Annotated in this window: 21 protein-coding genes; 11 read left to right on the top strand and 10 right to left on the bottom strand. The window is 44.5% G+C overall.

Going from position 1 to position 25,038, the window contains the following annotated elements; all coding sequences use genetic code 11:
- Window positions 1-142 precede the first annotated feature (142 nt).
- Entirely contained in the window at window positions 143-1,324 is a 1,182-nt protein-coding gene (locus tag BUR09_RS10065) for an iron-containing alcohol dehydrogenase (protein WP_074216805.1), read from the top strand.
- Between the two features lie 143 nt (window positions 1,325-1,467).
- Here the strand turns inward: BUR09_RS10065 and BUR09_RS10070 are convergent, their stop codons facing one another.
- Together BUR09_RS10070 and BUR09_RS10075 are read right to left on the bottom strand one after the other, a co-directional pair.
- On the bottom strand, window positions 1,468-2,202 hold the full coding sequence (locus BUR09_RS10070) for an energy-coupling factor ABC transporter ATP-binding protein (RefSeq protein ID WP_074216806.1): 735 nt from the start codon (window positions 2,200-2,202) through the stop codon (window positions 1,468-1,470).
- The gene (locus tag BUR09_RS10075) at window positions 2,199-2,735 is read right to left on the bottom strand and encodes a biotin transporter BioY (RefSeq protein ID WP_074216807.1); all 537 of its coding nucleotides are present in this window, start codon (window positions 2,733-2,735) and stop codon (window positions 2,199-2,201) included. Before BUR09_RS10075 ends, BUR09_RS10070 begins: the two co-directional genes overlap by 4 nt.
- Before the next feature lie 244 nt (window positions 2,736-2,979).
- Here BUR09_RS10075 and BUR09_RS10080 point away from each other — a divergent pair, with 244 nt between their 5' ends.
- From BUR09_RS10080 to folE2, 3 genes are read left to right on the top strand one after another with little or no spacing between them, the layout of a single operon-like run.
- Window positions 2,980-3,645 carry a class I SAM-dependent methyltransferase gene (locus BUR09_RS10080; RefSeq protein WP_074216808.1) on the top strand — a complete coding sequence of 222 codons (666 nt, stop codon included), beginning with the start codon at window positions 2,980-2,982 and terminating at the stop codon, window positions 3,643-3,645.
- Between the two features lie 24 nt (window positions 3,646-3,669).
- On the top strand, window positions 3,670-4,089 hold the full coding sequence (nikR, locus tag BUR09_RS10085) for a nickel-responsive transcriptional regulator NikR (protein WP_074216809.1): 420 nt from the start codon (window positions 3,670-3,672) through the stop codon (window positions 4,087-4,089).
- A 4-nt stretch (window positions 4,090-4,093) separates the two neighbouring features.
- Window positions 4,094-4,861, top strand: coding sequence for a GTP cyclohydrolase FolE2 (gene folE2, locus BUR09_RS10090; protein ID WP_074217049.1), 768 nt, complete (start codon window positions 4,094-4,096; stop codon window positions 4,859-4,861).
- 223 nt (window positions 4,862-5,084) lie between these two features.
- Here folE2 and BUR09_RS10095 read toward each other — a convergent pair whose 3' ends face one another.
- From BUR09_RS10095 to BUR09_RS10105, 3 genes are all read right to left on the bottom strand, one after another.
- Entirely contained in the window at window positions 5,085-5,624 is a 540-nt protein-coding gene (locus tag BUR09_RS10095) for a ferritin-like domain-containing protein (RefSeq protein ID WP_074216810.1), read from the bottom strand.
- Window positions 5,625-5,722: 98 nt separating this feature from the next.
- Window positions 5,723-7,150 carry an aminopeptidase P family protein gene (locus BUR09_RS10100; protein WP_074216811.1) on the bottom strand — a complete coding sequence of 476 codons (1,428 nt, stop codon included), beginning with the start codon at window positions 7,148-7,150 and terminating at the stop codon, window positions 5,723-5,725.
- Window positions 7,151-7,702: 552 nt separating this feature from the next.
- Window positions 7,703-9,052 carry a sigma-54-dependent transcriptional regulator gene (locus BUR09_RS10105; RefSeq protein ID WP_074216812.1) on the bottom strand — a complete coding sequence of 450 codons (1,350 nt, stop codon included), beginning with the start codon at window positions 9,050-9,052 and terminating at the stop codon, window positions 7,703-7,705.
- Between the two features lie 105 nt (window positions 9,053-9,157).
- On the opposite strand from BUR09_RS10105, the gene BUR09_RS10110 reads away from it, so the two are divergent.
- A complete protein-coding gene (locus BUR09_RS10110) occupies window positions 9,158-10,075 on the top strand; it encodes a mechanosensitive ion channel family protein (protein ID WP_074216813.1) in 918 nt (305 codons plus the stop codon).
- A gap of 37 nt (window positions 10,076-10,112) precedes the next feature.
- On the opposite strand, the gene BUR09_RS10115 is transcribed toward BUR09_RS10110, so the two are convergent.
- Window positions 10,113-10,958 (bottom strand): hypothetical protein, encoded by an 846-nt coding sequence (locus BUR09_RS10115; RefSeq protein ID WP_074216814.1) that lies wholly within the window; start codon window positions 10,956-10,958, stop codon window positions 10,113-10,115.
- A 466-nt stretch (window positions 10,959-11,424) separates the two neighbouring features.
- On the opposite strand from BUR09_RS10115, the gene BUR09_RS10120 reads away from it, so the two are divergent.
- From BUR09_RS10120 to BUR09_RS10135, 4 genes are all read left to right on the top strand, one after another.
- Window positions 11,425-13,161, top strand: coding sequence for a YeiH family protein (locus BUR09_RS10120; RefSeq protein WP_074216815.1), 1,737 nt, complete (start codon window positions 11,425-11,427; stop codon window positions 13,159-13,161).
- Window positions 13,162-13,262: 101 nt separating this feature from the next.
- Window positions 13,263-13,529 carry a hypothetical protein gene (locus tag BUR09_RS10125; protein ID WP_074216816.1) on the top strand — a complete coding sequence of 89 codons (267 nt, stop codon included), beginning with the start codon at window positions 13,263-13,265 and terminating at the stop codon, window positions 13,527-13,529.
- A 235-nt stretch (window positions 13,530-13,764) separates the two neighbouring features.
- On the top strand, window positions 13,765-16,188 hold the full coding sequence (locus BUR09_RS10130; protein WP_074216817.1) for an ATP-binding protein: 2,424 nt from the start codon (window positions 13,765-13,767) through the stop codon (window positions 16,186-16,188).
- A 2-nt stretch (window positions 16,189-16,190) separates the two neighbouring features.
- Window positions 16,191-17,606, top strand: a complete 1,416-nt coding sequence (locus BUR09_RS10135) for a sigma-54-dependent transcriptional regulator (protein WP_074216818.1) — start codon at window positions 16,191-16,193, stop codon at window positions 17,604-17,606.
- A gap of 304 nt (window positions 17,607-17,910) precedes the next feature.
- Here BUR09_RS10135 and BUR09_RS10140 read toward each other — a convergent pair whose 3' ends face one another.
- Entirely contained in the window at window positions 17,911-18,288 is a 378-nt protein-coding gene (locus tag BUR09_RS10140) for a ferredoxin-thioredoxin reductase catalytic domain-containing protein (protein WP_074216819.1), read from the bottom strand.
- 606 nt (window positions 18,289-18,894) lie between these two features.
- Here BUR09_RS10140 and BUR09_RS10145 point away from each other — a divergent pair.
- Window positions 18,895-19,497 (top strand): GDSL-type esterase/lipase family protein, encoded by a 603-nt coding sequence (locus BUR09_RS10145; RefSeq protein ID WP_074216820.1) that lies wholly within the window; start codon window positions 18,895-18,897, stop codon window positions 19,495-19,497.
- 2,416 nt (window positions 19,498-21,913) lie between these two features.
- Window positions 21,914-22,678, top strand: coding sequence for a C-GCAxxG-C-C family (seleno)protein (locus BUR09_RS10150; RefSeq protein ID WP_074216821.1), 765 nt, complete (start codon window positions 21,914-21,916; stop codon window positions 22,676-22,678).
- Between the two features lie 236 nt (window positions 22,679-22,914).
- Here BUR09_RS10150 and BUR09_RS10155 read toward each other — a convergent pair whose 3' ends face one another.
- From BUR09_RS10155 to BUR09_RS10165, 3 genes are all read right to left on the bottom strand, one after another.
- Complete coding sequence (locus BUR09_RS10155) at window positions 22,915-23,484, bottom strand: 4Fe-4S dicluster domain-containing protein (protein ID WP_074216822.1); 570 nt, start codon at window positions 23,482-23,484, stop codon at window positions 22,915-22,917.
- On the bottom strand, window positions 23,474-23,839 hold the full coding sequence (gene hypA / locus BUR09_RS10160; RefSeq protein WP_074216823.1) for a hydrogenase maturation nickel metallochaperone HypA: 366 nt from the start codon (window positions 23,837-23,839) through the stop codon (window positions 23,474-23,476). The genes BUR09_RS10155 and hypA overlap by 11 nt, the downstream gene beginning before the upstream one ends.
- A gap of 110 nt (window positions 23,840-23,949) precedes the next feature.
- Complete coding sequence (locus BUR09_RS10165; protein ID WP_074216824.1) at window positions 23,950-25,035, bottom strand: hydrogenase large subunit; 1,086 nt, start codon at window positions 25,033-25,035, stop codon at window positions 23,950-23,952.
- Window positions 25,036-25,038 lie beyond the last annotated feature (3 nt).

Genomic DNA, 25,038 nt, shown 5'->3' on the forward strand with positions numbered 1-25,038 from the left:
CCTTTTGTTATTGTTTTTTGATGTAATTGTTACAGGAGGTTGCTTTGTTGTTGGTGCTGTGTGAATTTGTCAGAGTTGAAGCAGTACTAATTGCTGTTAAAAGATAGTTGCAAACACGCTCAAAGCTGCAAGGAGTTAGGATATGATCGATTTTATGTTTCACATGCCGACAAAGGTAATTTTCGGTAGTGGTAAATTAAAAGAGCTTGCTAATCCGGCTAATGTGCCGGGTAAGAAAGCATTCATTGTCATCAGCTCCGGCGGTTCGATGATTCGTCACAGCTATCTGACCTTTGTGCAGAACATGCTGAACCACAATGGCGTAGAGAGTGTTGTCTACAACAAGATTCAGGAAAACCCGATCCTTGATCATGTTACTGAAGGTGCTGCATTAGCCCGACAGCATGAATGTGACTTTGTTATTGGTCTTGGTGGTGGTAGTTCTATCGATTCTGCGAAGTCCATTGCATTAATGGCAACCAACGAGGGCAACTACTGGGATTACATGCAGTCAGGCACGGGTGGTAGAAAAACTCCAGCGAATCCTGCTTTGCCAATTGTAGCCATTCCGACCACAGCAGGAACAGGTACAGAAGCTGATCCATGGACCGTTATTACTAATAGTGAAACCAATGAGAAAATTGGTTGGGGGAATGATTCAACGTACCCGACTATTTCTTTTGTCGATCCTTGGTTTACGCTTACTGTTCCGCCAAAGGTTACAGCTTTTACTGGCATGGATGCGTTTTTCCACTCTGTGGAAACCTATCTTTCAGTACAGCGCCAGCCAACCAGTGATCTGCTTTCTCAGCAGGCAGTGCAGTTAATTAATACTTTTCTGCCTGAAATTGTGAAAGAAGGGCAGAACATTGAAGCTAGAACCATGGTGTCATGGGCATCCACTGCCGCAGGCGTCTGTCAGTCTTTGTCATCATGTATGTCATTGCATTCCATGGAACACGCATTGTCTGCGTACTATCCTCAAATTCCACATGGTGCTGGCTTGATTATGCTTTCCAGAGCGTACTTCAAGCATCTTACTCCGCATATGCCGGAGCGCATGGTTGATCTTGCATATTTTATGGATGTTGATGTTGATAGTCTGCCAGAAGATAGGCGCCCATATGCATTTGTTGATGCTCTCGATAAGCTTATCAATAACATTGGCATGGGGGAACTTTCTTTGACAACGTATGGTGTGAAGAAAGAAGACTGTGTAAAGCTGGCAAAGAACGCTATGGAAACTATGGACGTACTCTTTGCTTGTACTCCTGTGAAAATGTCCGAAGAAGAAGTTGCGGCTATTTTCGAAGAATCATTCTAACGGCGAGGTACGTTGAGCAAAAAACTATTTTTGCCGCAGTCGTGAGTATAAATAAATGATTAGGGCTACTGTACCAAATGGACAGTAGCCCTAATTGTTTTTCAGTTGGGGGAGTGCAGAGGGGGCAACAGAAAAATGCCTTGTTACCCCCAAGGAGAAATCGTGTGTTCACGCAGCCATGAATATGGTGGTCGTATTCCGTATTCCAACAGCGAACTTAAGAGTCCTTCCGGTACGCCTGTTCCCTTAAGTTCACCATGATGCAGCACGATCATTGAATCTGCCAGATCGATAACAGGCTCAAGATCATGCACCGACACAATCTGGGTGAGTCCTAGTTTTTTGTTTGCTTTCATAATGGAACGCATTTCAAGCATGGCTGGATAATCCAGACCGGAGAATGGTTCATCTAGTAGCAAAAGGGATGGCGTTGAAAGCAGGGATACTGCGAGGCAGAGTTTTCTTTTTTGTCCGTAAGATAATGCATGTACAGGCGAGTCCCAATGGTCGAGGAGTGAGAATCGCTCTGCCATTGCGCGACAGGTAGCTTCTGCATCCGCATCGTTTGCAGGAAACGCAAGCATCATGTCTTCTGCTACAGTTGAGCCGATGATTTGTAGATCTGCATCCTGCAAAACTAAAGCGCTCTGCGCCCGAAGTTGCTGCTCGTTTCCCTTGGCGATGATGAAACCAACTTCCAACGTGCCGGAAGATGGTGTTTGTAAACCGGACAGCAGTGAGAAGAGTGTTGATTTGCCACTTCCGTTTGTTCCGCACAGGCAAACAAGTTCTCCTTTAGGAATGGAAAAGGAGAGGTTGTTCAGAGCAGGGGAAGTATTTCCACGGTATGTGAAGGAAAGATTTTCTGCGGTGATCATTCTGGCAGCAGTCCCTGTTTGCGTAAGAAGCGAAACGCGGTGGCGGCGGCAGCTACTTTAATAAGGTCACCCCAGATGAATGGCGCAATGCCGATTGCGGCAGCTTTGGCAAAAGAAATATCGAGGACAAATTTTAAGCGTAGGAAGCCAACAAGATAGACAAAAGCCAGCCCCAGAAGTCCCCAGAAGAGAGGCATTAAGTTGTTTTTGCTATGCTTTCCAAAGCCGGCAAGGTAGGCTGTGCCCACAAAGCCGAGAAGGTACCCACCCGTAGGGCCAAACAAAACGGCGAAGCCAGCTTTACCACCGGCAAAAATCGGAAGTCCGATGGCTCCTGCAAGGATGTAGAGTAGCATAGCTGCTGCACCGCTGACAGGGCCGAGGATGTATCCTGCCAGTACAATGAAAAATGTTTGTAAGGTTACCGGTACCGGTCCGATTGGAAGTTGAATAAGTGCTCCTACAGCAATCAGTGCTGCAAGTAACGCAGTCCAGACTTGTTTGTGGAGTCCTGTAAGTGGTGAAGATTGCATATATATCCTTACTATTAGTTGCATGGAAAAACAGGGTGTGCCTTTTTCTGGTTTAGGCATATACCTGCCGGAGACCTGTAAGGTCCTGAATGTATAGTAACGAGGATAAGGAAAGGTCACAAGTGTGACTATGTTGGTTTGAATTGCATATATCTGCATTTTGGAGCAGCTGTCTTTTGTAGACGGATGAAACAAGGTGCGCTATTGAACGTTTTTCTGCAAAACTCAATGGTAGTTTCGATTAATGAATCAACTTTCTGAATATACACCGCGTCTGGAAGTGCCGCTTTGCGGACGTACTTGGACGTTGGATAGAGCTGCTGATCTTGAAACACTATGGGAAGCCATGGTGGATGATGATCTCGACGATGACGAGCGCTTGCCGTACTGGACAGAACTATGGCCTTCGAGTCTGGTACTTGGTGAGCATTTGTTTGCGCATAAAGATCAGATTGCAGGCAAGCGTTGTTTGGATATCGGTTGCGGTCTTGGACTCACTGCAATTATTGCATCATGGCTCGGTGCGAATGTAATTGCAATGGATTACGAGTTTGAGGCTCTGCGTTTTGCTAAAAAAAATGCCGATCTTAACAACGTTACTCAGCCTGTGTGGACTCTTATGGACTGGCGTTTTCCAGCAGTACGTCCACAGTCTGTAGATTTGATGTGGGGTGGCGACATTATGTATGAAGTGCGTTTTGTTGAACCAGTCCTCGACTTTTTGGATCATTGCCTCGTGCCTGATGGTCGTGCATGGGTGGCAGAACCCAATAGAAATGTGTACAAAGAGTTTAGAGCACAGCTTGATAAAAGAGGATGGAAATCCCGCAAACTGCTGACTGAAAAAACATCGGCTATATACGAGCAACCATCAAAAGTTACTGTTAATCTTTGGGAACTGTCCCGCTAGAATTTCGGGAAATCTGGAGGAGATATGGGACGTACAATCCGCTTCGGCGTATCCCTTGATTCCGAACTGTTAGAAAAATTTGATGATTTATGTGAAGAGCGCTGTTACCAGACTCGCTCTGAGGCTATTCGTGACTTAATTCGTAATACTCTCGTGCAGCAGGAATGGGAGCAGGACGATAAAGAATTAGCAGGAACGCTGACGCTTGTGTATGATCATCATAAGAGCGATCTGGCGCAGCGTTTAACAGAGATCCAGCATGATGCTCATGATATGATCATTACTTCCCTGCACGTGCATCTGGATCATGACAATTGCTTAGAAGTTCTTGTTCTTAAAGGGAATGGAGCTAATATTCGTGCACTAGCTCAAAAGCTTACCTCTACGAAAGGGGTTAAGCATGGTAAATTAAACTTAACTACAACAGGACAAGACATTGCCTAAGAAACTGCAAGATATACAGATGAGTTCATCTGAGGTGGCAATTCCTATCGATAGTGTAGGAGTGAAAAATTTACGAGTTCCTCTTCTGGTGCGTGATCGGGAGAACGGTGCACAACATACCGTAGCTCAAGTGGAAGTAGGGGTTGATTTACCGGCGGCATTCAAAGGCACACATATGAGTCGCTTTGTGGAGTCCCTTGAAACCTTCGGTGAGGAACTGGATTACCATAGCCTCAGAGACCTGCTTGCGCAGATTCAGGAACGTCTTAGCGCACGCAATGCTTTTATTTCCTTTACGTTCCCATATTTTATGACTCTGCCGTCACCGGCAACCAAGCGTAAGAGCCGTATGAACTACGAAGTTACGCTTACAGGTGCACTCGAAGATGAAGAAATGAGCTGCATGCTCGAAGTCTGCGTGCCGGTTATGACAGTATGCCCATGTTCTAAAGCTATTTCAGATGAAGGTGCACACAGCCAGCGCGCTGAAATTCGTCTTCAGATTAACATGAGTGGTTTTGCATGGATTGAAGAATTTATCGAAATTGCTAATAACGCCGGATCATCTCCAGTTTATTCTCTGCTCAAGCGTGAAGATGAAAAGTATGTAACTGAGTACGCTTTTGCGAACCCTACCTTTGTAGAAGACGTAGTACGTGCCGTTGCAAAGCAGCTTAGTGAACATGAGAAGATTGATTGGTACAGAGTTGAAGTCGAAAGCTTTGAATCAATCCACAATCACAGTGCCTACGCTGTGATCGAAAGTCGCTAATCGCAGTTAGTTTTTTGCCTTCGGCGGCTTAACTTAATTTATTTGAATTCAAAAGGGCTGTTCTAGATTTTCTAGGACAGCCCCTTTTTTATTGAAGAAAGATCATGGGGTATAAGCCGCGAAATTGAGTAAGCAACGTTGCTTATCTCGCAGATAAAAGTCTTTGGAGAGTCCAGAGGATCCTTTCTACAGAAAGGTTCTCTGGGCGCCGGAGGCAAAAAAATTATTCCCCACCACCAGTGACCGCAAAGCCTTGGCTTGCGAGACCTGTTGACGCTGGCGTTCCGGCGATTTTGCTTAGGTATACATCGCCGAGTTTTTCAATATGCCCTGCAATCGCATCGAAGTAGTTGTAATGCAATTGTTCTTCTTCGATGACGGTCTCGAATATTTTCTGACTCACGCTGTCGCCGTTTTCGCGGCAGACGATGAGAAACTGGTTGTATTGGTCAATTGTGTCATCTTCTTGATTTGCATCGAACGGGAAGATACGCTTCACGGGCTGTTTGCGTTCCACGGGGCAACATTGTTCTGCTGTCGGTTCTCCGCCCAGTTCCTTAATGCGTTCTGCAAACATTTCTGCGTGACGCATTTCATCAAGAGCAATCAGTTTTACCTGTTTTGCAAGTTCTCCGTAATCCATGTCGTCCAGCCCGTAGTGCTGATTCATGTACTGAGTAATGGCGTGCAGTTCCATGCTGCGCGCTTTGTTCAATACTTCAATAACATTTTGCCGACGGGCATCTTTGTCAGATTTATTCATGCAGTATTCTCCTACAAAGGCATTGATGATTCCTTTTGTTAGTTGGAAAAGACTGTATCGTAGAATCTGGGAAGGCGACTATGATAGAGGATTACTGGCTAATTGCATTGGAACAATCGTTGTGAACTGGCGTGCATACGGCCTTCAATTCCTGCGATTGTTTTTGGAATCTGCTGTCCAAGTACTCTGTGTCCGTCACGGGAGATGTAGACATTATCTTCGATACGAATCCCACCGAACTCGCTAAACTGTTTTGCGGTATCAAAGTTGATGAACTCTTTGCATGTGCCTTCCGCTTCCCATTGCTCCATGAGAGCCGAAATAAAGTAGCAACCTGGTTCAACAGTAACAACAAAACCGCGTTGAAGCTTACGGGCAAGACGCAGGCCGCGCAGCCCGAATTTTTCGGAACGGGTAATTGTGCTGTCGTAGCCAACGAAGTCTTCACCGAGTCCTTCCATGTCGTGTACATCTAGTCCAAGCATATGGCCGAGGCCATGCGGGAAGAATAGTGCATGGGCACCAGCATCTACGATATCATCAACATTGCCTTTAAGAACACCAAGGTCGCGCAAGCCTGATGCGATAATTTTTGCAGCAGTCATATGGCAGTCAATAAACGGTACATCCGGTGCACATTTGGAAATGGCTGCTTCCTGCGCAGCAAGCACGATAGTGTACACAGCACGTTGCTGATCAGTGAATGTTCCGGATACTGGGAATGTGCGTGTGATGTCAGATGCATAGTGGTTTTCAGACTCTGCACCGGAATCAATAAGTAACATGTCGCCGGAGTGGAGAATATGGCTGTATTCATGGTTGTGAAGAATCTGACCACGTCCAGTACAAATTGGGGTGAACGAAGCTGTGGAACCGGCAAGCGCCAGTGTTGAGTGCAGAATGGAAGCAATCTGTCGTTCAGAAGCACCGGGACGCGTAGCGGAAAGCGCGTTAGCATACATGGCGTAGGAGGTCTCCAGCGCCTGTTCGATCTCCATTACTTCTTCAATGGATTTTATGGAACGCAATGCAACTACTTCTTTAATGAACGGGGTAGAAACAAATGTGTCTACTTCCATAACCCCGCAGTCCAGTAGTTGCACGAGACGCATGCGGGAGTCTGCGCGGTAGACTGGTAAAATATGTATTGGACGCTGAGTTTTTTTTGCGTCGGCGATCATTTGGACAAGTGTTTTTTCTTCACCATACTTTTCTGCACCGCAGCGGGCAGCCAGTTCTTCAGGTGTAGCTGTTGCTCCAGACCAAATGATGTCATCCATTGAGAAGCCTTGGTCAAAGTACCATGATTCTCCTGCATCAAGATTAATGACGCCGGTTAGTCCCTCATGATCGTGTCCGAAAAAATAGAGGAAGGAAGAATCCTGACGGAAGGGGTAAGCGTTATCCGTGTAGTTCATTGGGGAAGAAGCATGCCCCGGAAACAGTAATAATCCCTTTTCGCCACGCTCTGTAAGACGAGCGCACAGGGCCTTTCGTCGCTCAGCATATGTAGCAGCAGAAAACATGAAGCCTCCAGTTTTTCTTATGCACGCTAATGGCAAAGCTGTGCAGGATGTGGAATATGTTGTGGTTCCAAGATTATATACGCTTATATGGTATTTGGAAATCAAAAAAGGCTTCATGACGCGCTGACGTCATGAAGCCTTTTCTGTTCCAGTGTCGAATGATGGATGGTGGTGGAAGAGGAGGTGGGTCCTCCGTGCGACACTGAAACCTAGTGAGAGGAGCACTATGTGTGGATCAACGTAATTCGGTTGCCGACGAAGTTACGTTTCTGGATAGACAAATTGGAGGAGGTCCAAATGAGCCTAGTTACTGTTCGATTATGTATATCCAAATGCCGTGCCAAAAAGATGTTTTTGCATAATGCATTGAAATATATGAAATAAAAAATCTTGATGTTGAAATTGTTAAAAAATAAAAGCGTTGCATAGTGCAACGCTTTGAAAACTGGCAATTGAAAACCGCTGTCATTTAGGGGAATGCAGAGAATTGTTGCACAATGCAACGTGTTGCAAAGTGCAACAGGTAGAAAGCCGGTAATTAATTGATTGATTTTACAAAGAATACTTTTTTAATTTGCGCCACAGAGTCGCTCTGTCGATACCGAGGATTTTGGCAGCACTGGCCTTGTTGCCTTCCACGCTGTTAAGCACATTTGTAATATGTTCCTGTTCGACATCTGCAAGAGTTCTGTGTGCATTGCTTGTGTGAGCTTTGCGTGTTTTTTTGCTACCAGTGGAAAATTCCTGAGGGAGATGATTGAGGTGGATTGTTCCACTGTCGCAGAGAACAACGGCGCGTTCGATGATGTTCTCAAGCTCACGTACGTTACCCGGGTAAGAATGACGCATTAATGCAAGCATGGCATCTTCTGAAAGACCTGTGACTTCTTTCCCGAATGTTTTTGAGTACTTCTCCATAAAGAAGTTGCAGAACAGAGGAATGTCGTCAGGGCGTTCGCGTAGGGCTGGCAAGCGGAGAGTGAAGACGTTGAGGCGGTAGAAAAGATCCTGCCTGAATTGGTCCTTCTCTACCAGTTTTTCCAGATTACGGTGGGTAGCTGCAATTACGCGCACATCAATAGAGATGTCAGACGTTCCACCGACGCGAGTGATTGTACGCTCCTGAAGAACACGAAGGAGCTGAACCTGCATGTTTACAGGCATCTCACCAATTTCATCAAGAAGGAGCGTACCTTTGTTTGCGGCTTCAAAAATCCCTTCTTTGGTGGACTGGGCACCTGTAAAAGCACCTTTTTCGTGTCCGAAAAGTTCGTTGGCAAGTAATTCTGCACTGAATACGCCGGCGTTGATGGCATAGAAGCGTTTATGCGCGCGCGAGCTGAGCTTGTGGATCATTTTGGCGACCATCTCTTTACCGGTACCTGTTTCTCCTTGAATCAGGACGGTACAGTCGAGAGGCGCAATGCGGGCAATTTCTTTTTTAAGCTCCTGCATGGCAGCGCTTTGGCCGATGAGGGTCGGCATTGTCTGCTGTTTTTTAAGAATCTTACGAAGTTCTTTTACTTCTGATTGCAGGAGGCTTTTTTCCATTGCCTTCTCAATAATAACAAGAAGGTCAGCTGGATTTTCCGGTAGAGATAAAAAGTGGAAGGCACCCATTTGCATAGCGCGCACGGCAGCATCAACCCGTGCAGCACGGGAGACCAAAATGACCTCTGTTTCCGGTGTGGATGCTTTGATGGATTTAAGCAGGCTTTGCTTTTGCGCGTGATGCTCTTCCAGACCGGCAATCACTACTGCAAAGTGCTCTTGGGCAAGGGTTGATCGTGTTTCATGGTGGTTGTGAACATGAATCACCTCATAGCCCGCAGCCTTCAGAAGTTTCGGAAGAGCTGCGAGGGAACCGTTGTCTTTATCTACTACTAAAATATTGCGTCGCATATCTAATAAGAAATAGTGGAGAGACGCTATGAGGTCAATGGCAATGTCTTTCCCCCTTCATGGAAAGAAGTTGCGTGCGCTGTCCTGTGAGGCTAGTATGACTATATGATTAAAGAGATACTCTTATACTTACAGGAACTCCCGGTAGCGACATTTCTAACAGCACTTCTTGGAGTGCTGACCATTTTATGGGCTAAAGATAAGATTGATAAGACTGAGTCACAGCGACAGCAGCGAATTTCCTCTCTAAGTCATTTTCAAGCCAAAACCACAGATTCTCCTGTGGATCGCCCCAACAGACGGGCACGTAAAAAAGCGTTGGAGTCAATTGAGAGTCGGTTCTCGATTATCCGTCGCATTTCCTTGTTTGCTCTTATTATCATATGGGTACTTGCGCTTATTTTTCCGTATATTGGAAGCATTCCTGCGACTTATATATCTGTCTTCGCAGCATCTGTCGGTGTTGTTGTGGGTATTATGGCTCGCCCACTTATCGAAAATACCATTGCAGGGATGGTTATTTCGTTTTCACAGCCGTTTCGTGTGAACGATACGGTGATTGTTGACGGCCACTACGGGACCATTGAAGATATTACCACAATCCATACCGTTCTTAAGCTTTGGAACTGGAAGCGTGTGATTTTTCCTAACAGCTTGATGCTGTCCCAAAAGATAATTAACTATACAAAAACGGACTTGTATCAGTGGGTATATATTGAATTTATGGTCTCATATGATTGCGATTTGGATCGAATAGAGCGACTTGTTAAGCGTGAAGTGGTGAATTGCAATCATTTTGCTGATTATGAAGATCCCCGTTTTTGGGTAATAGGGATGGAAGAACGAAGTTTTAAATGCTGGGTTGTAGCTTGGGCGAATAACCCGCCTGCTGCATGGGAACTTGGTCACGAAGTGCGGTCAAAAATAATCAAGACATTCCGCAAAAATAACATCCATGCTTCCAAGGTTGAGTTTAGCCTTTCTCAGGATAATGAGGGACAACCTTTAGTGAAGGGTGAATAATAAAAAGAGCTGCCTATTACGGCGGCTCTTTTTATTATTAGAAAGATGTGATTTTGATTTTCGACGGATCGTCAGGGCTTCTAAAGAGCATTGCAAGGAAGAGTTGATTCAAAGGGACGCTTTTGTTGTCAGGGAAACTAAAGTCTAGAGATAACTTTTTAGAGCCATCTATGAAGCTGTTTAAATCTGCCTGATAATCTACGGCAGAAATTTTATGTATGTCTCGTTCTGCTTTAGTAATTGTGGCTTTTTGAATGTGTGCGGCGGTTAGTAGTTCTTGAACCCCGCCATTGTTTTTCAGTGTAAACTTGAATCCCTTAAGGGCGATGAAACGGATGAGGGTACGTTGATCGATTTTGTCGTTTAGTTCATACAGCTTCGGGTCTACATCAAGTGAAATATCCGATGTGATGCTTCCTACTTCCGGGATGTCTATTGTTGCAGCTGTCATAACATCTCTGTCATTAATGTCAGAGCTCGCGGCAAAGTTCAGTTTCAGTGCACCCGCTCCATATTCCTTGGACATAGATTGGTTAAGGGGAACAGTAACCCCGTTGCAATTGATACTGGTTTTCCCCTGTTTCATATCACGCGAAATGAGCATTGTGAGTGACGGAAGCTTCGCAATAGTCATACTGTCTATTGTGATGGTTTCATGAGGATTGTTGCTGCCTTTTGGCTGAATAGAAAGCCCACTGTATTTGATTGATAATACTCCTGCGTCTACTTTTTCACAGTTGACGGAGATGGCGCGTTTATTGACATCTTCGAGCATCTCTACCGCGAGCTTTTTGTTGTGGTCGATAAGTAGAAATGAGTCAATGAGCATTGCAGAGCCAAGAAGGATGACAGTAATAAGCAGAAGTTTTCGTTTGGAAGTCATAGCTGGTAACCTGATAGTAGGACGTTGAAATGGGGATAATAGTAAGTGAGTACTTGTTTGTTGATAGTGGTAAAGTGATTGCCTGTCTAGAGATAACGCTTATGGTGTTTTTACTCCTTGAAATACAAGAGTTTTGTTTCTGTTGCATACCTTGCATACTAAATAAATACTGATCACGACTGTGCTGCAAAGTATTGTTAGCACTTTGTATAATAGCTTGTTTTTATTGTGTTAAGTTCTCAGGCTGTGCTGGTTTGTACTTTGGGTATGCAAACTTAGGTAAGCATCTATTTTTCTTACAGGAAGGTTCAGGAAAATTTACATATTCTCAATATGTTGATTTTATTGTTCTTATTGTTTGTCGAAAAAATGGCATCCTCCTTGCTAGTTGCCAGTAAAACCTGCGGGGTTCTTCGTGGGGTGTACTGATGACGGAAGTGCCAATTTGCAAAGGAGGATATGCATAATGGCTGAAGAAAAAAATATCGTGGTTGATGAGGGGAAGTCCAGTTTCTCCGACTTGTGGCTTAAGGAAGACTATTGGGCGATTTGGCTTGGTGCTCTTATTTTGATTATTGGTAGTTTTATCTACTTCAGTAATCCACCAAAAGATCTTAATCAGAAAATCTCAGCTGCAAATGCTATTATGCAGGAGCAGGCTGATTACGCACCATTTAAGACTGTTGCGTATTACGAAGCTCAGGACAGCAAAGGTAAGCTGAAAGCTACTGGCTCTCCTATTGGTAAAGCAATCAAGTCCTGGACCAGCAAGCCTAAAAAGTGGAGCAACAACCCGCTTGACGCTTTCTACATGGATAAAGCTACTGCAGATGCATTGAACGCTAAGTACAAGCCTAAGTACGAAGCAGCAGCAGCTAAAACCAAAGCTTCCAAAATGGTTGCTCTTGTTGCACAGGAAGCCGCTGCACAGGCATCTTTCAAAAACGCTGCTCTTAACGATGAAGCAATTTCTAAAATTGCTACATGGCGTAAAGATCGTCAGGCTTCCCAAAAAGCTAAAAAGAAAATTAAACATAAGCCTTACAACTTGTTCCCATCCTTGCTTGGCCTCTGCCTTGCAATGGCAGTTATGTTCTCCGTGGGTATCAAAGTCATGGGTAAAGATGCTGGCGGATTCCTTAAAGGTTTCTTCGCAGTGTTTGCTGTAGGTGTTATTGCATACCTTATGGGGTATCAGTCCACTATGAAGCATTATGGTATCGGCTACGCTGCATGGGCTATTGCTATCGGTATGCTTATTGCTAACACCGTCGGTACTCCTAAGTGGATCAAACCTGCTCTTGAGGTTGAATACTACATTAAAACCGGTCTCGTACTTCTCGGTGCTGAAGTTCTCTTCAGTAAAGTAATCGCGATTGGTGTTCCTGGTATCTTTGTAGCGTGGGTTGTTACCCCGGTAGTTCTGATCACAACATTCATCTTTGGTCAGAAAGTAATTAAGATGCCTTCTAAAACTCTTAACATGGTAATTTCCGCTGACATGTCTGTATGTGGTACTTCTGCTGCTATTGCTACCGCTGCTGCTTGTCGTGCGAAAAAAGAAGAACTTACTCTTTCAATTGGTCTTTCCCTCGTGTTTACTTCCATCATGATGATCGTGATGCCTGCAGTTATTAAAGCAACTGCAATGCCACACGTTCTCGGTGGTGCATGGATGGGTGGTACCATTGACGCAACTGGTGCTGTAGCTGCTGCTGGCGCATTCCTTTCTGAGAAAGCAATGTTCGTTGCTGCTACAATTAAAATGATTCAGAACGTACTTATTGGTGTGACTGCATTCTGCGTAGCGGTTTACTGGTGCACCAAAGTTGAAGCTGAAGCAGGTAAAAAAGTTGGCTGGATGGAAATCTGGCACCGCTTCCCTAAATTCGTTATTGGCTTCGTTATCGCTTCTGTAATCTTCTCAACCATCTACACCTCTCTTGGTTCCGACGCAGGTTTTGCGATGGTTGACCATGGTGTAATCCGCGGCTTCTCTAAAATCTTCCGCGGTTGGTTCTTCTGCCTCAGCTTCGCAGCAATTGGTCTTGCTACCAACTTCCGCGAGCTTGCAGGTTACTTTAAAGGCGGTAAGCCACTCATCCTGTACGTTTGTGGTCAGTCCCTCAACCTCGTGTTGACTCTCACCATGGCATACATCATGTTCTACGTGGTATTCCCAGAAATTACCGCAAAAATCTAAATGCCTATACAGTGGGGGAGGCCAATGGCCTCTCCCGCTATTACGCAAAAAAAAAATTTTCACCCTCTCCGGTGCAGCTACACCGCATAAGGAATGGGATTATGACAATTAATAAGACAAGCGCAGCTTATAGGTGGACCAAACTTCTAGCCGGCATCGCAATCTTTTGGTCTTTCACCTATGTTATTTGTCCTGCTATTACTGCAAGCTCAGAAGACTTTGCTACTATGGCAAAATTTATTGACGATAGCGGGATTGAAACAGGTGAATTTTACTACACTGATATTGAAGTTTGTGGCGAAGCAGATCTAGGTGCCCGTTCAACATTCGAGCATATGCCCCGCTCGATGGATGCGGCAGTGAAATAGATCCCTTGGCTTGTTTTTTGTCTGAGACCCCGTAGTGCACACTCTACGGGGTCTTTATGTATTTTTAACGGGTTAGATGCATAGTTGGGAAAGGGGCTTCACGGGAGTTGTAGCTCTATACTTTCTGCGCTACGGTACCTTTTCCGGCTTTAACTGCATACCATGGTATGCAGGGACAACATGATGCTGTGCTGCTCAATATTCAGTGTCAAATTTTCTGGAGACACACTTTTCTATGCTTTTTCGTAAACCGTATTCTTTGCAGAAGCAGTTCCTTGGTGGGCTTGCTGTAGCCTCGCTTGTGCTCGGGATAATTTTTGCTATCGGCTTCTACATCCATATGCGTACCGTACTGGAAGATGAAGTTGAGGCGAAAGCGACCCTGACGTTCACGCAGGTGGATGCGGTGCAGAACTATGTGCGGAAGGTGCTGCGTCCCAAAATGTACGAGATGATCCCTGAAACCTTTATTATTGAGGCCATGAGTTCTTCGTACATTTCTCGAAGTGTTATGGAGCGGTTTAAGGGAGAAGAGGGATATTTATATCGCCGTGTAGCTATTGATTCCCGTAATCCGGAATTTGAAGCAAACACGTTGGAGCGCGGTTTTGTGGATTATTTCAGTAAACACCCTTCAGAGGGGCTCTGGAAGGGCTACAAAGAAATTGCAGGACAGCGCTATTACGTTATGGCGCGTCCGGTTGCGTATGTTGAAAGTTGCATGCGTTGTCACGGTGATATTAACGATGCTCCTGTCGAAGTTGTCCGACAATACGGTGAGCGTGGTTTTAACAAAGAAGTTGATTCCATCGGTGGCGTAGATTTGGTGGGCATTAATGTAATGGCAAGTCTCGGCCAACTGCAAAAGACGATTATCGGCTATTTTGCATTCTTCGTAGTTGGCGCGATTGTCTTTTTCTCCACCACAAACGTGCTGTTTAAAGTGCTTGTTGTGGACAATATTAAACGAATTTCCAAGGTGTTCCGCAAGAACCTTGAAGAGACTGGCGGTGCAGACCTACTTGATACTATCGCAGAGCAGGATGAAATTGAGGAGTTAGAATCAGGACTTCTTGAGTTAAATAACCACCTGTTCTCTGCTCGTGCTCAGCTTAAAGAATATGCGGAAAACCTGCGCACAATGGTAGATGAACGTACGCAGGAACTGACACACGAGGCTTTAGAACGTCGTTCTGATGTTGCGTTGTTTATCACCATGCTTTCCCTCATGCAGAAAAGTCGTTCTCGCGGCGAATTGCTGAACCTTGCCATGCCGGAAATTGGTAATCGTTTCCGAGCTACAACAGTTACATATATCTGTACGTTTGCTTCCAATAATAGCTATTCTTGGCCGCGCGGCGCAGAGGCGCAGACACTCCCTGAAGATTGGCTTGATATCATCACAGAAAGCGGAATCAAATTTGAAGATAACCGTATCATTATTTCAGTAGAATCCAGTGCAGGCAACGCCGAGGGGGTGTTGATTCTGTACTGGAGTGACGCTCGGTATGTCAGATTGCAGGATCACGGATTAATGCGTGCTCTAGGTCGACAGCTCGGTGCAGCAGGGGAGAACCTTGTGGCGCTTGATAATATGATGCGTCAGATGCAGACACTGCAGACTATCGTAGAAGGTATTACAGACCCTCTCGTACTGATGGATGCATCCTGTAACGTGCTTACTGCGAATAAGGCTGCATGTGCCCTCTCGGCAGAATTAAGCGCCGGTCGTGATACCAGCGGCAATATTCTTTCCATGCTTTCAGATTACAATGCATCAGACGGCTGTTCTATGCAGCTTGCTCTTTCCCGTAAGGTTCCGTTCGTTGATGAAGTAGTTATTGATGATACTCGTACTTTTTCCATGGGAATTTATCCTGTAATTCAGGGAAACAATTTGCCTGATCGAGTCGTTGTGCATGTGCGTGAAACTACTCGAGAAAAACGTATGCTCGCGCAGATGCAGCAACATGAGAAACTGGCAACGATTGGTAAACTCGCGGCTGGACTGGCGCATGAGATCAATAACCCGCTTGGCGTTATTCTTTGTTACGCAGAGCTGTTGAAGGGTGATGCTGAGGATGCTCAGCAAAATCAGGATATTGATATTATCCTGCGTCACACACGCCATGCGCAGCGTGTATTGCGTGATTTGCTCGATTTTGCCCGTCCTAAAGTGAGCCGTAAAGGTATTTCAGATGTGGCTCATGTTGTTCAAAGTATTACAGAAGTGTTCTCTGTTCAGGCAGCAACAAAGAACGTCGGACTTACGTCGTCCGTTTTGGCTGAGCATTTATTTGCCGCAATGGGTGAGCAGGAGTTGGAGCAGGTTCTCTCTAACCTTGTCTTGAATGCACTCGATGCTGTTGAAGAACATAACGGCCATATTCATCTGAGTGTAGTTCAGCAGGATGGTGCAGTTGTGCTGAGCGTTGAAGATAACGGTGAAGGGGTTTCACCGGAGAATATGCATAGAATTTTTGATCCATTCTTTACAACAAAGGGTCCGGGTTCCGGTACAGGGTTGGGCCTTGCCATTGTGTATGGCATGGTTACTGATCTTGGCGGAAAGGTTGAAGCCACATCAAGTGTTGAATTTGGCGGGGCGAAATTTGTTGTGCAGCTTCCGGTTGCAACATCATGTGAGCTTGGAGAATAGTCGTGGAACAAGCTGGAGTAAAACAAACTATTTTGCTCGTGGATGACGAGCAGGATTTTGCACGTGGGTTACAGCGTCTTATTGGACGTAAGTTTCCTGCCCTTGAGGTGGTGCTTGCCCATACTGGCAAAGACGCGCTTGAGGTTTTGAAATCAACGCATGTGGATATTATGCTGACTGACATGCTTATGCCGGGGATGACCGGCATGGATCTGCTCCCCCTTGCCCTGGAGCAGCGTCCAGATCTTTCAATGGTTATGCTTACTGCTCATGGCACCATTGAAACAGCTGTTCAGGCGGTTAAGCATGGAGCGTATGACTTTTTGACTAAACCTGTTGAACCTGCTGAACTATTCAGAGTTGTGGAAAAAAGTCAGGAACGTGCAACCTTGATGAATGAGAATAGGCAGCTGAAAGAGCAGGTGCGCTCTTTTGGAGCTTCGGGTGAGCTTATTGGTGAGTCTCCTGCCATGCAGCAGCTTAAGCTATCCATTCAGGCTGTTGCGCATTCTGATTACACCGTATTGGTTCGTGGTGAATCCGGAACTGGTAAAGAGATGGTTGCACGAATGATTCATCAATTGAGTACCCGTGCTGATAAAAATTTCTTAAGCGTTAACTGTCCTGCAATTCCAGAACAATTGCTTGAAAGTGAGTTGTTCGGACATGTGAAGGGTGCGTTTACAGGCGCTGATAAAGATCATAAAGGGCTTTTTGCCACAACAGACGGCGGGACACTGCATTTGGATGAGATTGGCGATATCTCCTTTCAAGTGCAGACGAAATTACTTCGAGTCTTGCAGGAGGGCGAGGTGCGTCCTGTAGGTGCAAACTACAATGAGCAAGTAAATGTTCGTGTGGTTGCTTCTACAAATCAGGAACTGGAAAAACGGATTCAGGATAAAGCGTTCCGTGAAGATTTGTATTACCGTTTGAATGTTCTCACTGTGACTATCCCACCACTTAGGGAGCGTGTGACAGATATTCCTTTGCTGACGCATCATTTTTTACGTCAGTCTTGTAAGGAAATGGGGTTGCCGGAAAAAAGCATTGCGCCGGATGTGCTTACATTCCTTTCTACAAAACAGTGGCAGGGGAACGTGCGCGAGTTGCAAAACTATGTTCGCCGGTTGACCGTATTTTGCTCTGGAGAGACCGTGGATATGAGTGTGGTACGACTTGTGGATAGTGGTACTTTGACGACCGCTACAACTGTAGAAAGTGATTCGTCCGGTATAACTCAGTACAAGGAAGCAAAGAACAAGGTTATCGACGACTTTACGCAAGCATATGTGTCTGAACTACTTAAAAGCACAAAAGGAAATATCTCGGAAGCTGCTCGGATGTCTGGTTTATCCCGTGTTGCACTTCAGAAAATCCTAGGGCGTCTTAACATGGATGCGGCAAGTTTTAGATAAAAGTTGCTTGCAACACAGACAAGCTTGATGCAAAATATTAGAGCTTTTACGGCAGTATTGTCTGCCGCTAATCATATGGTATGCAGGCTCCTATCATTGTGGTGGGAGCCTCTTTTTTTGAGGCAGCGACACTGTGCGTCATGCTGGTAGCTTGAAAGGAAGGTGTTGCGGAACGAGTTTTCATCTATGTTGAACTTGCATAGTATGAATAAGCATGAGTTAGAATAGCAAGCTAATCAGTAATAAAAAGTCCCCGATAGTTGCATGCCTATCGGGGACTTTTGAATTCAAATATAAGAAAATCTTACTTCGGCGCTTTGTATTTTTCTGGTGCAGGGTCTTTTGTTACACCGTAAGTTGTGAGACCTTCATGATCTTCTGGAAGGTGCTCAGTTACTGGCATGCCGTCTTCGTTTACAAATAACATGCAGTGGCAGTATTTGTAATTTTTCATGTCGGTACATGGACAAAGCCATGTACGGCTTTTAATTTCTTCTGCTTTGTCTGGGTAAAAGCGGCATGGACAGAGAGGTTTACCTAATGTTTCAATATTGTGCGCAAGGCCAGTTACAACTGCCTCTGTAACTTCAGGCATTGAGTGAGTGGTAAGCCCTGTTTTTCTGCAATATTTTGTAACGTAGTTGTTAACGCGATTGATATTTTCGTCTGTTGCTTGGCTCATGTTGGTGTCCTGAAAAAGTATTTGGGGGTGTGGTATCCCGATAAATTTGGTAAGTATTTTGCCGTGTGCTGTCAAGGGTAGAAAAGTTCAGGAACCTGTTTGAATTCCAAGAATATTTCATAATATACTGTAAAGAATCGTTTCTTGATTTTTATTGTATCCGCTAGGCTAATTATAAGTGTAAATCCTTCCTCACTAGTATGAATTTCATGGTCACAATTTGTGATCCAAAGTGCTGATGCATTCAGTGACGCATTTTTAACATAAGAATGCAGTACTAATGTATTGCAGAGCGGCGCTCTTGGTTTGAAAGATGTGTATCAATAAAGTGGAGAAGAAGAGCTGTAAGATACCGACAGAACGTAACAAAAAAATGATATTGATATTGAGTGGCTAGACAATTGCTTGAGAATAGCGTTAAGTACAGTATTGGATAATCCCCACTGCTGTGCTGCCATGCTCATTTTTTCATATTGTGCGTGAGCAATATTCGTATTTATCAGCAGTAGCAGTATATGAAGGGGAAAACTCTGCACTGTACGTACTGCCAGACAGAGGGTTTGAATACTACGTTAATTTTGAGTTAGGATTGGAACAGGAGAGAGTATGAAAACATTTTTCTTTTTTGGCGACTCTTTAACTCTCGGTGTGAACGATCCGTCATTACGTGGGTGGATTGGACAGTTAAGCTTGGTATCTGGTGTTCCAGTACCTCCTGCTACGTTTTATAATTTAGGCGCACGAAAGCACTCAAGTGCAGCAATTTCTAAGCGGTGGAAGTCTGAAGTAGAAGCAAGACTCATTCCTGAGAGCAAGCCGCGGTTATTATTCACCTTTGGGGTTGTGGATATGGCTACTACCCCGTCAGGTCAGCAAAATATTTCCACTGAAGAATCCGTAGAAAATGCTCGTGCCATTCTTGTGGATGCAGTGGAAACATACGGTAAGAAAAACGTTGTCATGGTAAGCCCGTTTCCTGTTGTGAATATTGAGCATCGAGAGCGGATTGGCGAGCTTTCCGCAGCGTATCTCGATATGTGTGCAGACTATGATATTGCCTATGTAGATATTTATTCCAAACTTGCACAGCATGAACCATACTTGAATAATTTGTCAGATGGAGTTCATCCAAGTGAAGAGGGACATGCGATCATTGCTGATCTCCTTCATCAGAATGAGCATATTTTGCTGTGGATGAATAACAGTTAATGAACTTTGAACGTTCAACGGGTGCTTCGTATTGTCGTTAGGCAAGCCCGTATGTAATGTATAGAGAGGCTGTGCAATTGGTGCACAGCCTTTTTTTGTTTAAGTTATGAAATGAATTTTAGATCCCATTTGTTTTTTTGTCCTGATTTTATTGAATAAAGTTTTTACTTAAAATTTTTTCATGAAGAAGGTTAATTCTTTGAATTTTACTTTGCAGGTGGCAAGGCATAGATATTTCTCAACGGAGGGAAACGAGATGAAATACGTAATGAATGTTTGGAAGAAATTTGAAAATGCTCTGGTAGACGCAACATTCGCTGAAGTAGGTTGCGGAACCATTTGTACTTGCTGCAACAAACGTTGTGGAAAGTAGAAAAAGCGCCTCAGGGCGCTTTTCTGCGTTAATGGGGTAAGTTTATTTCGCCGAAGTTTTCATTCTATCTAGTCAGCAAAAGAAGACAGAAAGTCTTCGCATGAAGTGTCCTGTAGATTCGTCTGCGGGATTTTTTTATGCGCGGTATGGGGCCAAGTCGGAGTGTTTTTTCGGGGAACAAGCATTAATTTCGATAAAAAATGGATGATAAGCAGTGTGAAGAACGATTTCTTCCCTGCTAATTATCTGAAAATGAAGAGTAATTTTTGTATATAAAATTTTTTCATGAAGAAGGTTAATTCTTTGAATTTTACTTTGCAGGTGGCAAGACATAGATATCTCTCAACGGAGGGAAACAAGATGAAATACGTAATGAATGTTTGGAAAAAATTTGAAAATGCTCTGGTAGACGCAACATTTGCTGAAGTAGGTTGCGGAACCATTTGTACTTGCTGCAACAAACGTTGTGGAAAGTAGAAAAAGCGCCTCAGGGCGCTTTTCTGCGTTAATGGGGTAAGTTTATTTCGCCGAAGTTTTCATTCTATCTAGTCAGCAAAAGAAGACAGAAAATCTTCGCAAGAAGTGTCCTGTAGATTCGTCTGAGGGATTTTTTTATACGCGGTATGGGGTAAATCGGAGTGTTTTTCGGAGAACAAGCATTAATTTTGATAAAAAAATGAATGATAAGCAGTATGGAAAACGATTTCTTTCCTGCTAACTGTCTGAGAATGAAGAATAATATTTGTATATAAAATTTTTTCATGAAAAAGGTTAATTCTTTGAATTTTACTTTGTAGGTGGCAAGGCATAGATATGTCTCAACGGAGGGAAACGAGATGAAATACGTAATGAATGTTTGGAAAAAATTTGAAAATGCTTTGGTAGACGCAACATTTGCTGAAGTAGGTTGCGGAACCGTTTGTACTTGCTGCAACAAACGTTGCGGAAAGTAGAAAAAGCACCTTAGGGTGCTTTTCTGCGTTTGTGGGGTAAGTTTATTTCGCCGAAGATTTCATTTTATCTAGTCAGCAAAAAGAAGACAGAAAGTCTTCGCAAGAAGTGTCCTGTAGATTCATCTGCGGGATTTTTTATTTGATAAAGACGCTACATTTTTTTTGGTGAAGTTATACTTTTAAGAAAAACAGTGTGTGTTCTTCCTGTTTTTTAGATGCCTTTTCTCGCTAACTCTTTGATACCAAGGGCTAAAAGGATATCATAAAAAAATATTATGGAATGAATGAATTCTTTGAATTTTACTTTCTGATTGCCGAGGCATAGAAGTAGGTCAACGGAGGGAAACAAAATGAAATACATCAAAAGTGCATGGAAACGATTTGAGAATGCTTTAGTAGACGCAACCTTTGCAGAAGTAGGTTGTGGAAGAATTTGTACTGGCTGCAAACGTTGCGGAAAGTAGAAAAAGCGCCTTAGGGCGCTTTTCTTTTTTTATCTAGACAAAAAACACAGAGCGTGAAAGTTTTCACTATTTATCTTTTTCATTTGTTCTGAATCTTCAAAAATAGATAATGCATCTTTGTCTCCTGTAGAGTTATTTCTACAGGTTTTTTTCTGCCCAATTCTGAACTGCTAAAGTAGGAAATAATAAATACAGAGTGAAAACTGCATGCAAGTAGCAAAATAAAATTTATTTTTGAATGTTTTTAGGTTTGCCTACCCGCTAACCCTTTAATACCAAGGATAAAAAGGGTTACATAAAAAAAATTCATGGAGAAGCTAAAAAGTTTGAATTTTACTTCGACCATAGTCAGGCATAGATACGTTTCCAACGGAGGACATAGCCATGAAATACATTATGAGTGCTTGGAAAAAATTTGAGGATGCTTTGGTAGACGTAACTTTCGCAGAAGTAGGTTGCGGAACCATGTGTACTGGCTGCAAGCGTTGCAGAAAGTAAAAAGTGCCGAAAGGCACTTTTTTTTTGCCTGATGATAAAATTTTACGGGTAGCGCTTGACTTTGAACGCTTTTGGCAGGCACCAATTGGTCTCAAAGATGGTACTCAATAAATCAGGTAGGAGAGATGATGACACTTTCATCAGAAAACACAGTGCAGGAAGTTTTAGCGCAAATGGGCGCTCCTACACCTGCTGACCGTAAAAAAAAGAAGGTCACACTGGAAACCACATTTCCGGACAGCCCTGCATGGCAGCCACAGCCTGTTGATTCTGCAAAAGCTGAGCGCATGGCTTACGATGGTTGTATCGGGGGATACGGCTGCTGTTATGCTGCGTTCTATAGCATCATCGGTCAGATGGCTGAAAAACACGGTGCGCCTTACAAAGATTTTCCGTTTCACTCCATGAAGGCTGGACGTTCCGGTATCGGTGGCTGGAAATCCACTTGTGGTGCGTTGATCGGTGCAGCGTTTGCCTACGGCATGTTTTACGAGAAGAAAGAGCACAATGAACTTGTACGTGAACTCTTTCATTGGCATGACATAACTGAGCTGCCTGTTTACCGTCCTAAAACGAACTGTAAGCTTGATGTGGATATTCCAAGTAGCATTAGTGGCTCTGTTTTATGCACAACTTCCAAAGCGCGCTGGGCGTACGCATCAGGATTCCCTATAAAGTCCAAAGAATGTTCTGAGCGTTGCGCACGCCTTACTGCAGATGTCGCTCGTAAGGCTGTTGAGATTTTTAACGCAAAAATCGATGGAACCTTTGTTTCGACCGTGGATAAGAATGTAGAAATGGCGTGTGAAGTCAGTGAACCTTCTTCAGAGGGTGATGCTGCATCCGTCATTCTTGTAAAGCAGCCTGAATTCCGCTCTGTAAAAGCTAGCTAGTTTTGCGAGATTAAGCCTTCGTAATTTTTTATTTCTGGTGGGGTAAGTGTTTGCTTTAGTAGCTAGCTATACCCTCTGATACCTATTGTTTTGGAACAAGCTTCGTTGTATCCCACGTAGGCTAGGAGCCCGTGTTTTTTTGGCTTCACAGCATATACAGAATTTCCTTTCGATAAAAAAAGGGTTGTCCTTCATATGAAGGACAACCCTTTTTATTGGTCTAGGGACTAGCGATGCTAGTTGAGAGGCTGAGCTTCTTCTGCACTTGTTTCGAGACAACCGCGTGCAGCTTCTTCTGCTTTCTGAGCCTGGTATTCGTGGATTTCTACGAACTTGATAGCGCCAAACTTACATGCTTTGGCACATGCAGTGAGTTCTTCGCCATTTTTAGCACGCCACTCGGAGCACTGGTCGCATTTGATAGCAACTTTGCGGGAGGTAGGTGCTGTATCGCCGATGATAGGTTCGTTGTGGTCAACGCTAACAGCGCCGAACGGACAAACCATTACGCACATTTTACAACCAACGCAGAGCTGCTGGCGAACACGAACCATACCTGGCTCACGAACGAGAGCTGCTGTAGGACAAACACGTGCACAAGGTGCGTTGTGGCACTGGTGGCACTGTACAGGAACTTTAGCTTTCTCAATTTTACATACTTTGATGCGGCTTAAGTTAGTAGCTTTGTTCTTAATGATTTCTTTACGGGTGAGGTTGGTGTGCGCTTCGACACAAGCGATTTCACATTTTTTACAGCCTTTACATTTCTCTGCGTCAACAACCAATGCGTACTCTTTAATTTCCATAAGAATCATCCTTATTAACAGGTTCCACTTCGAGACTTTTTACTTGTAATTCCCGACCGGTAACCATTGTGAGATTTGTATTTGAACATCGCGGACATGCGTCCGCGACGCGTTTTTCGAACGTGTAGTGACACTCTTTGCATTTCCAGCTTGCCGGAACATCAATGAATGTCAGTTTTACACCTTTAAGAGGAGTGTTTTCTGTGCAGACTTCAAAGCATCCTTTGAGGGTGTGCTTTTCTATGCAGGTATGTTCACCAATTTCTATGCGGATTTCGCGCACGATTACGTCTTTATCCTTAACGGTCTCGTTGACGATGGTGATCATACTTTGGGTAATAGCTAATTCATGCATCAGATTTCTTCCTCTTATTCTACTAATTCTGGCTGCCAATGGGGCGTTCCGCTCATAACGTGCGGAGGTACGCCCTTCAGAGGCAAACAGAATACACCTAAATCAGACACCTAGCGTTCTGTACAAGACAGGCAAGGGTCGATGCTGTTTACGATAAGTGCGATATCCGCAACTTTCGCTTTATCCAGCATTACGCGCAGACCTTCCCAGTTTACGTAGGTAGGTACGCGCCACTTAAGGCGTTCAGGGTACATGGTACCGTTGGTACGCATGTAGTAGATAAGTTCGCCGCGTGGTGCTTCGGAACGAGCCACAGCCTGACCTGCTGGAATATCCGGAAGCGGATCGCAGCAGATTGGGCCTTTAGGCATCTGGTCGAGGCACTGTTCGATAAGGCTGATGGATTCGAAGATCTCGTCAAGACGAACAAGTGCACGGGAGCGTACGTCGCAGCCATCGCCGAGAACTACGTTGAACTTCAGCTGGTCGTATGCCGCATACGGGGTTTCCTTACGAACATCGTTATCGATGCCGGAACCACGTGCTACAGGGCCACCAAGACCGTATTCAATGGCAGCTTCCGGAGGAAGAATGCCTACGCCCTGGGTACGTGCTTTTACCTGTGGGTGAGTTGCGTACATGTGGCGGAACTCACCCACAGGCTTTTTAAGTTCTTCGAGAGTCTTGCGAAGGTATACTTCGAGCTCGTCGTCAAGATCGTACTTGGCACCGCCGATGGTGTTGGCGGAGATGTCCATGCGGTTACCCCAGATGGACTCTTTGAGATCCTGCATAGTTTCACGAACTTCCATGGCGTGCATGAAGAGTGTGTTGAAACCAATAACGTGCAGGCCGATACCCACGTTGAACATGTGAGAAGCAATACGTTTTACTTCGTCTGCAATAACGCGAAGGTACTGACCGCGTTCAGGAACCTGAATTTTCGCGATGTTTTCCAGCGCCATACAGTATGTCAGTGGGTGGTTGTTGGAACAGAGAGAACATACGCGCTCTGTGAGCACAATGTTCTGGAAAAAGTTACGTTCAAGCGCAAGGCTTTCCATACCACGGTGAGCGTTTCCTGCGAACATTTCGATGGATTGTACAACCTCACCTTTTACGTCCACCTGAAAGTACATTGGCTCTTCGAGCGCAACGTGGAGAGGACCAACCGGAATAGTATAAGTCTTAGACATGGT

The organism is Halodesulfovibrio marinisediminis DSM 17456 (assembly GCF_900129975.1).
GTDB classification, from domain to species: Bacteria; Desulfobacterota; Desulfovibrionia; order Desulfovibrionales; family Desulfovibrionaceae; genus Halodesulfovibrio; species Halodesulfovibrio marinisediminis.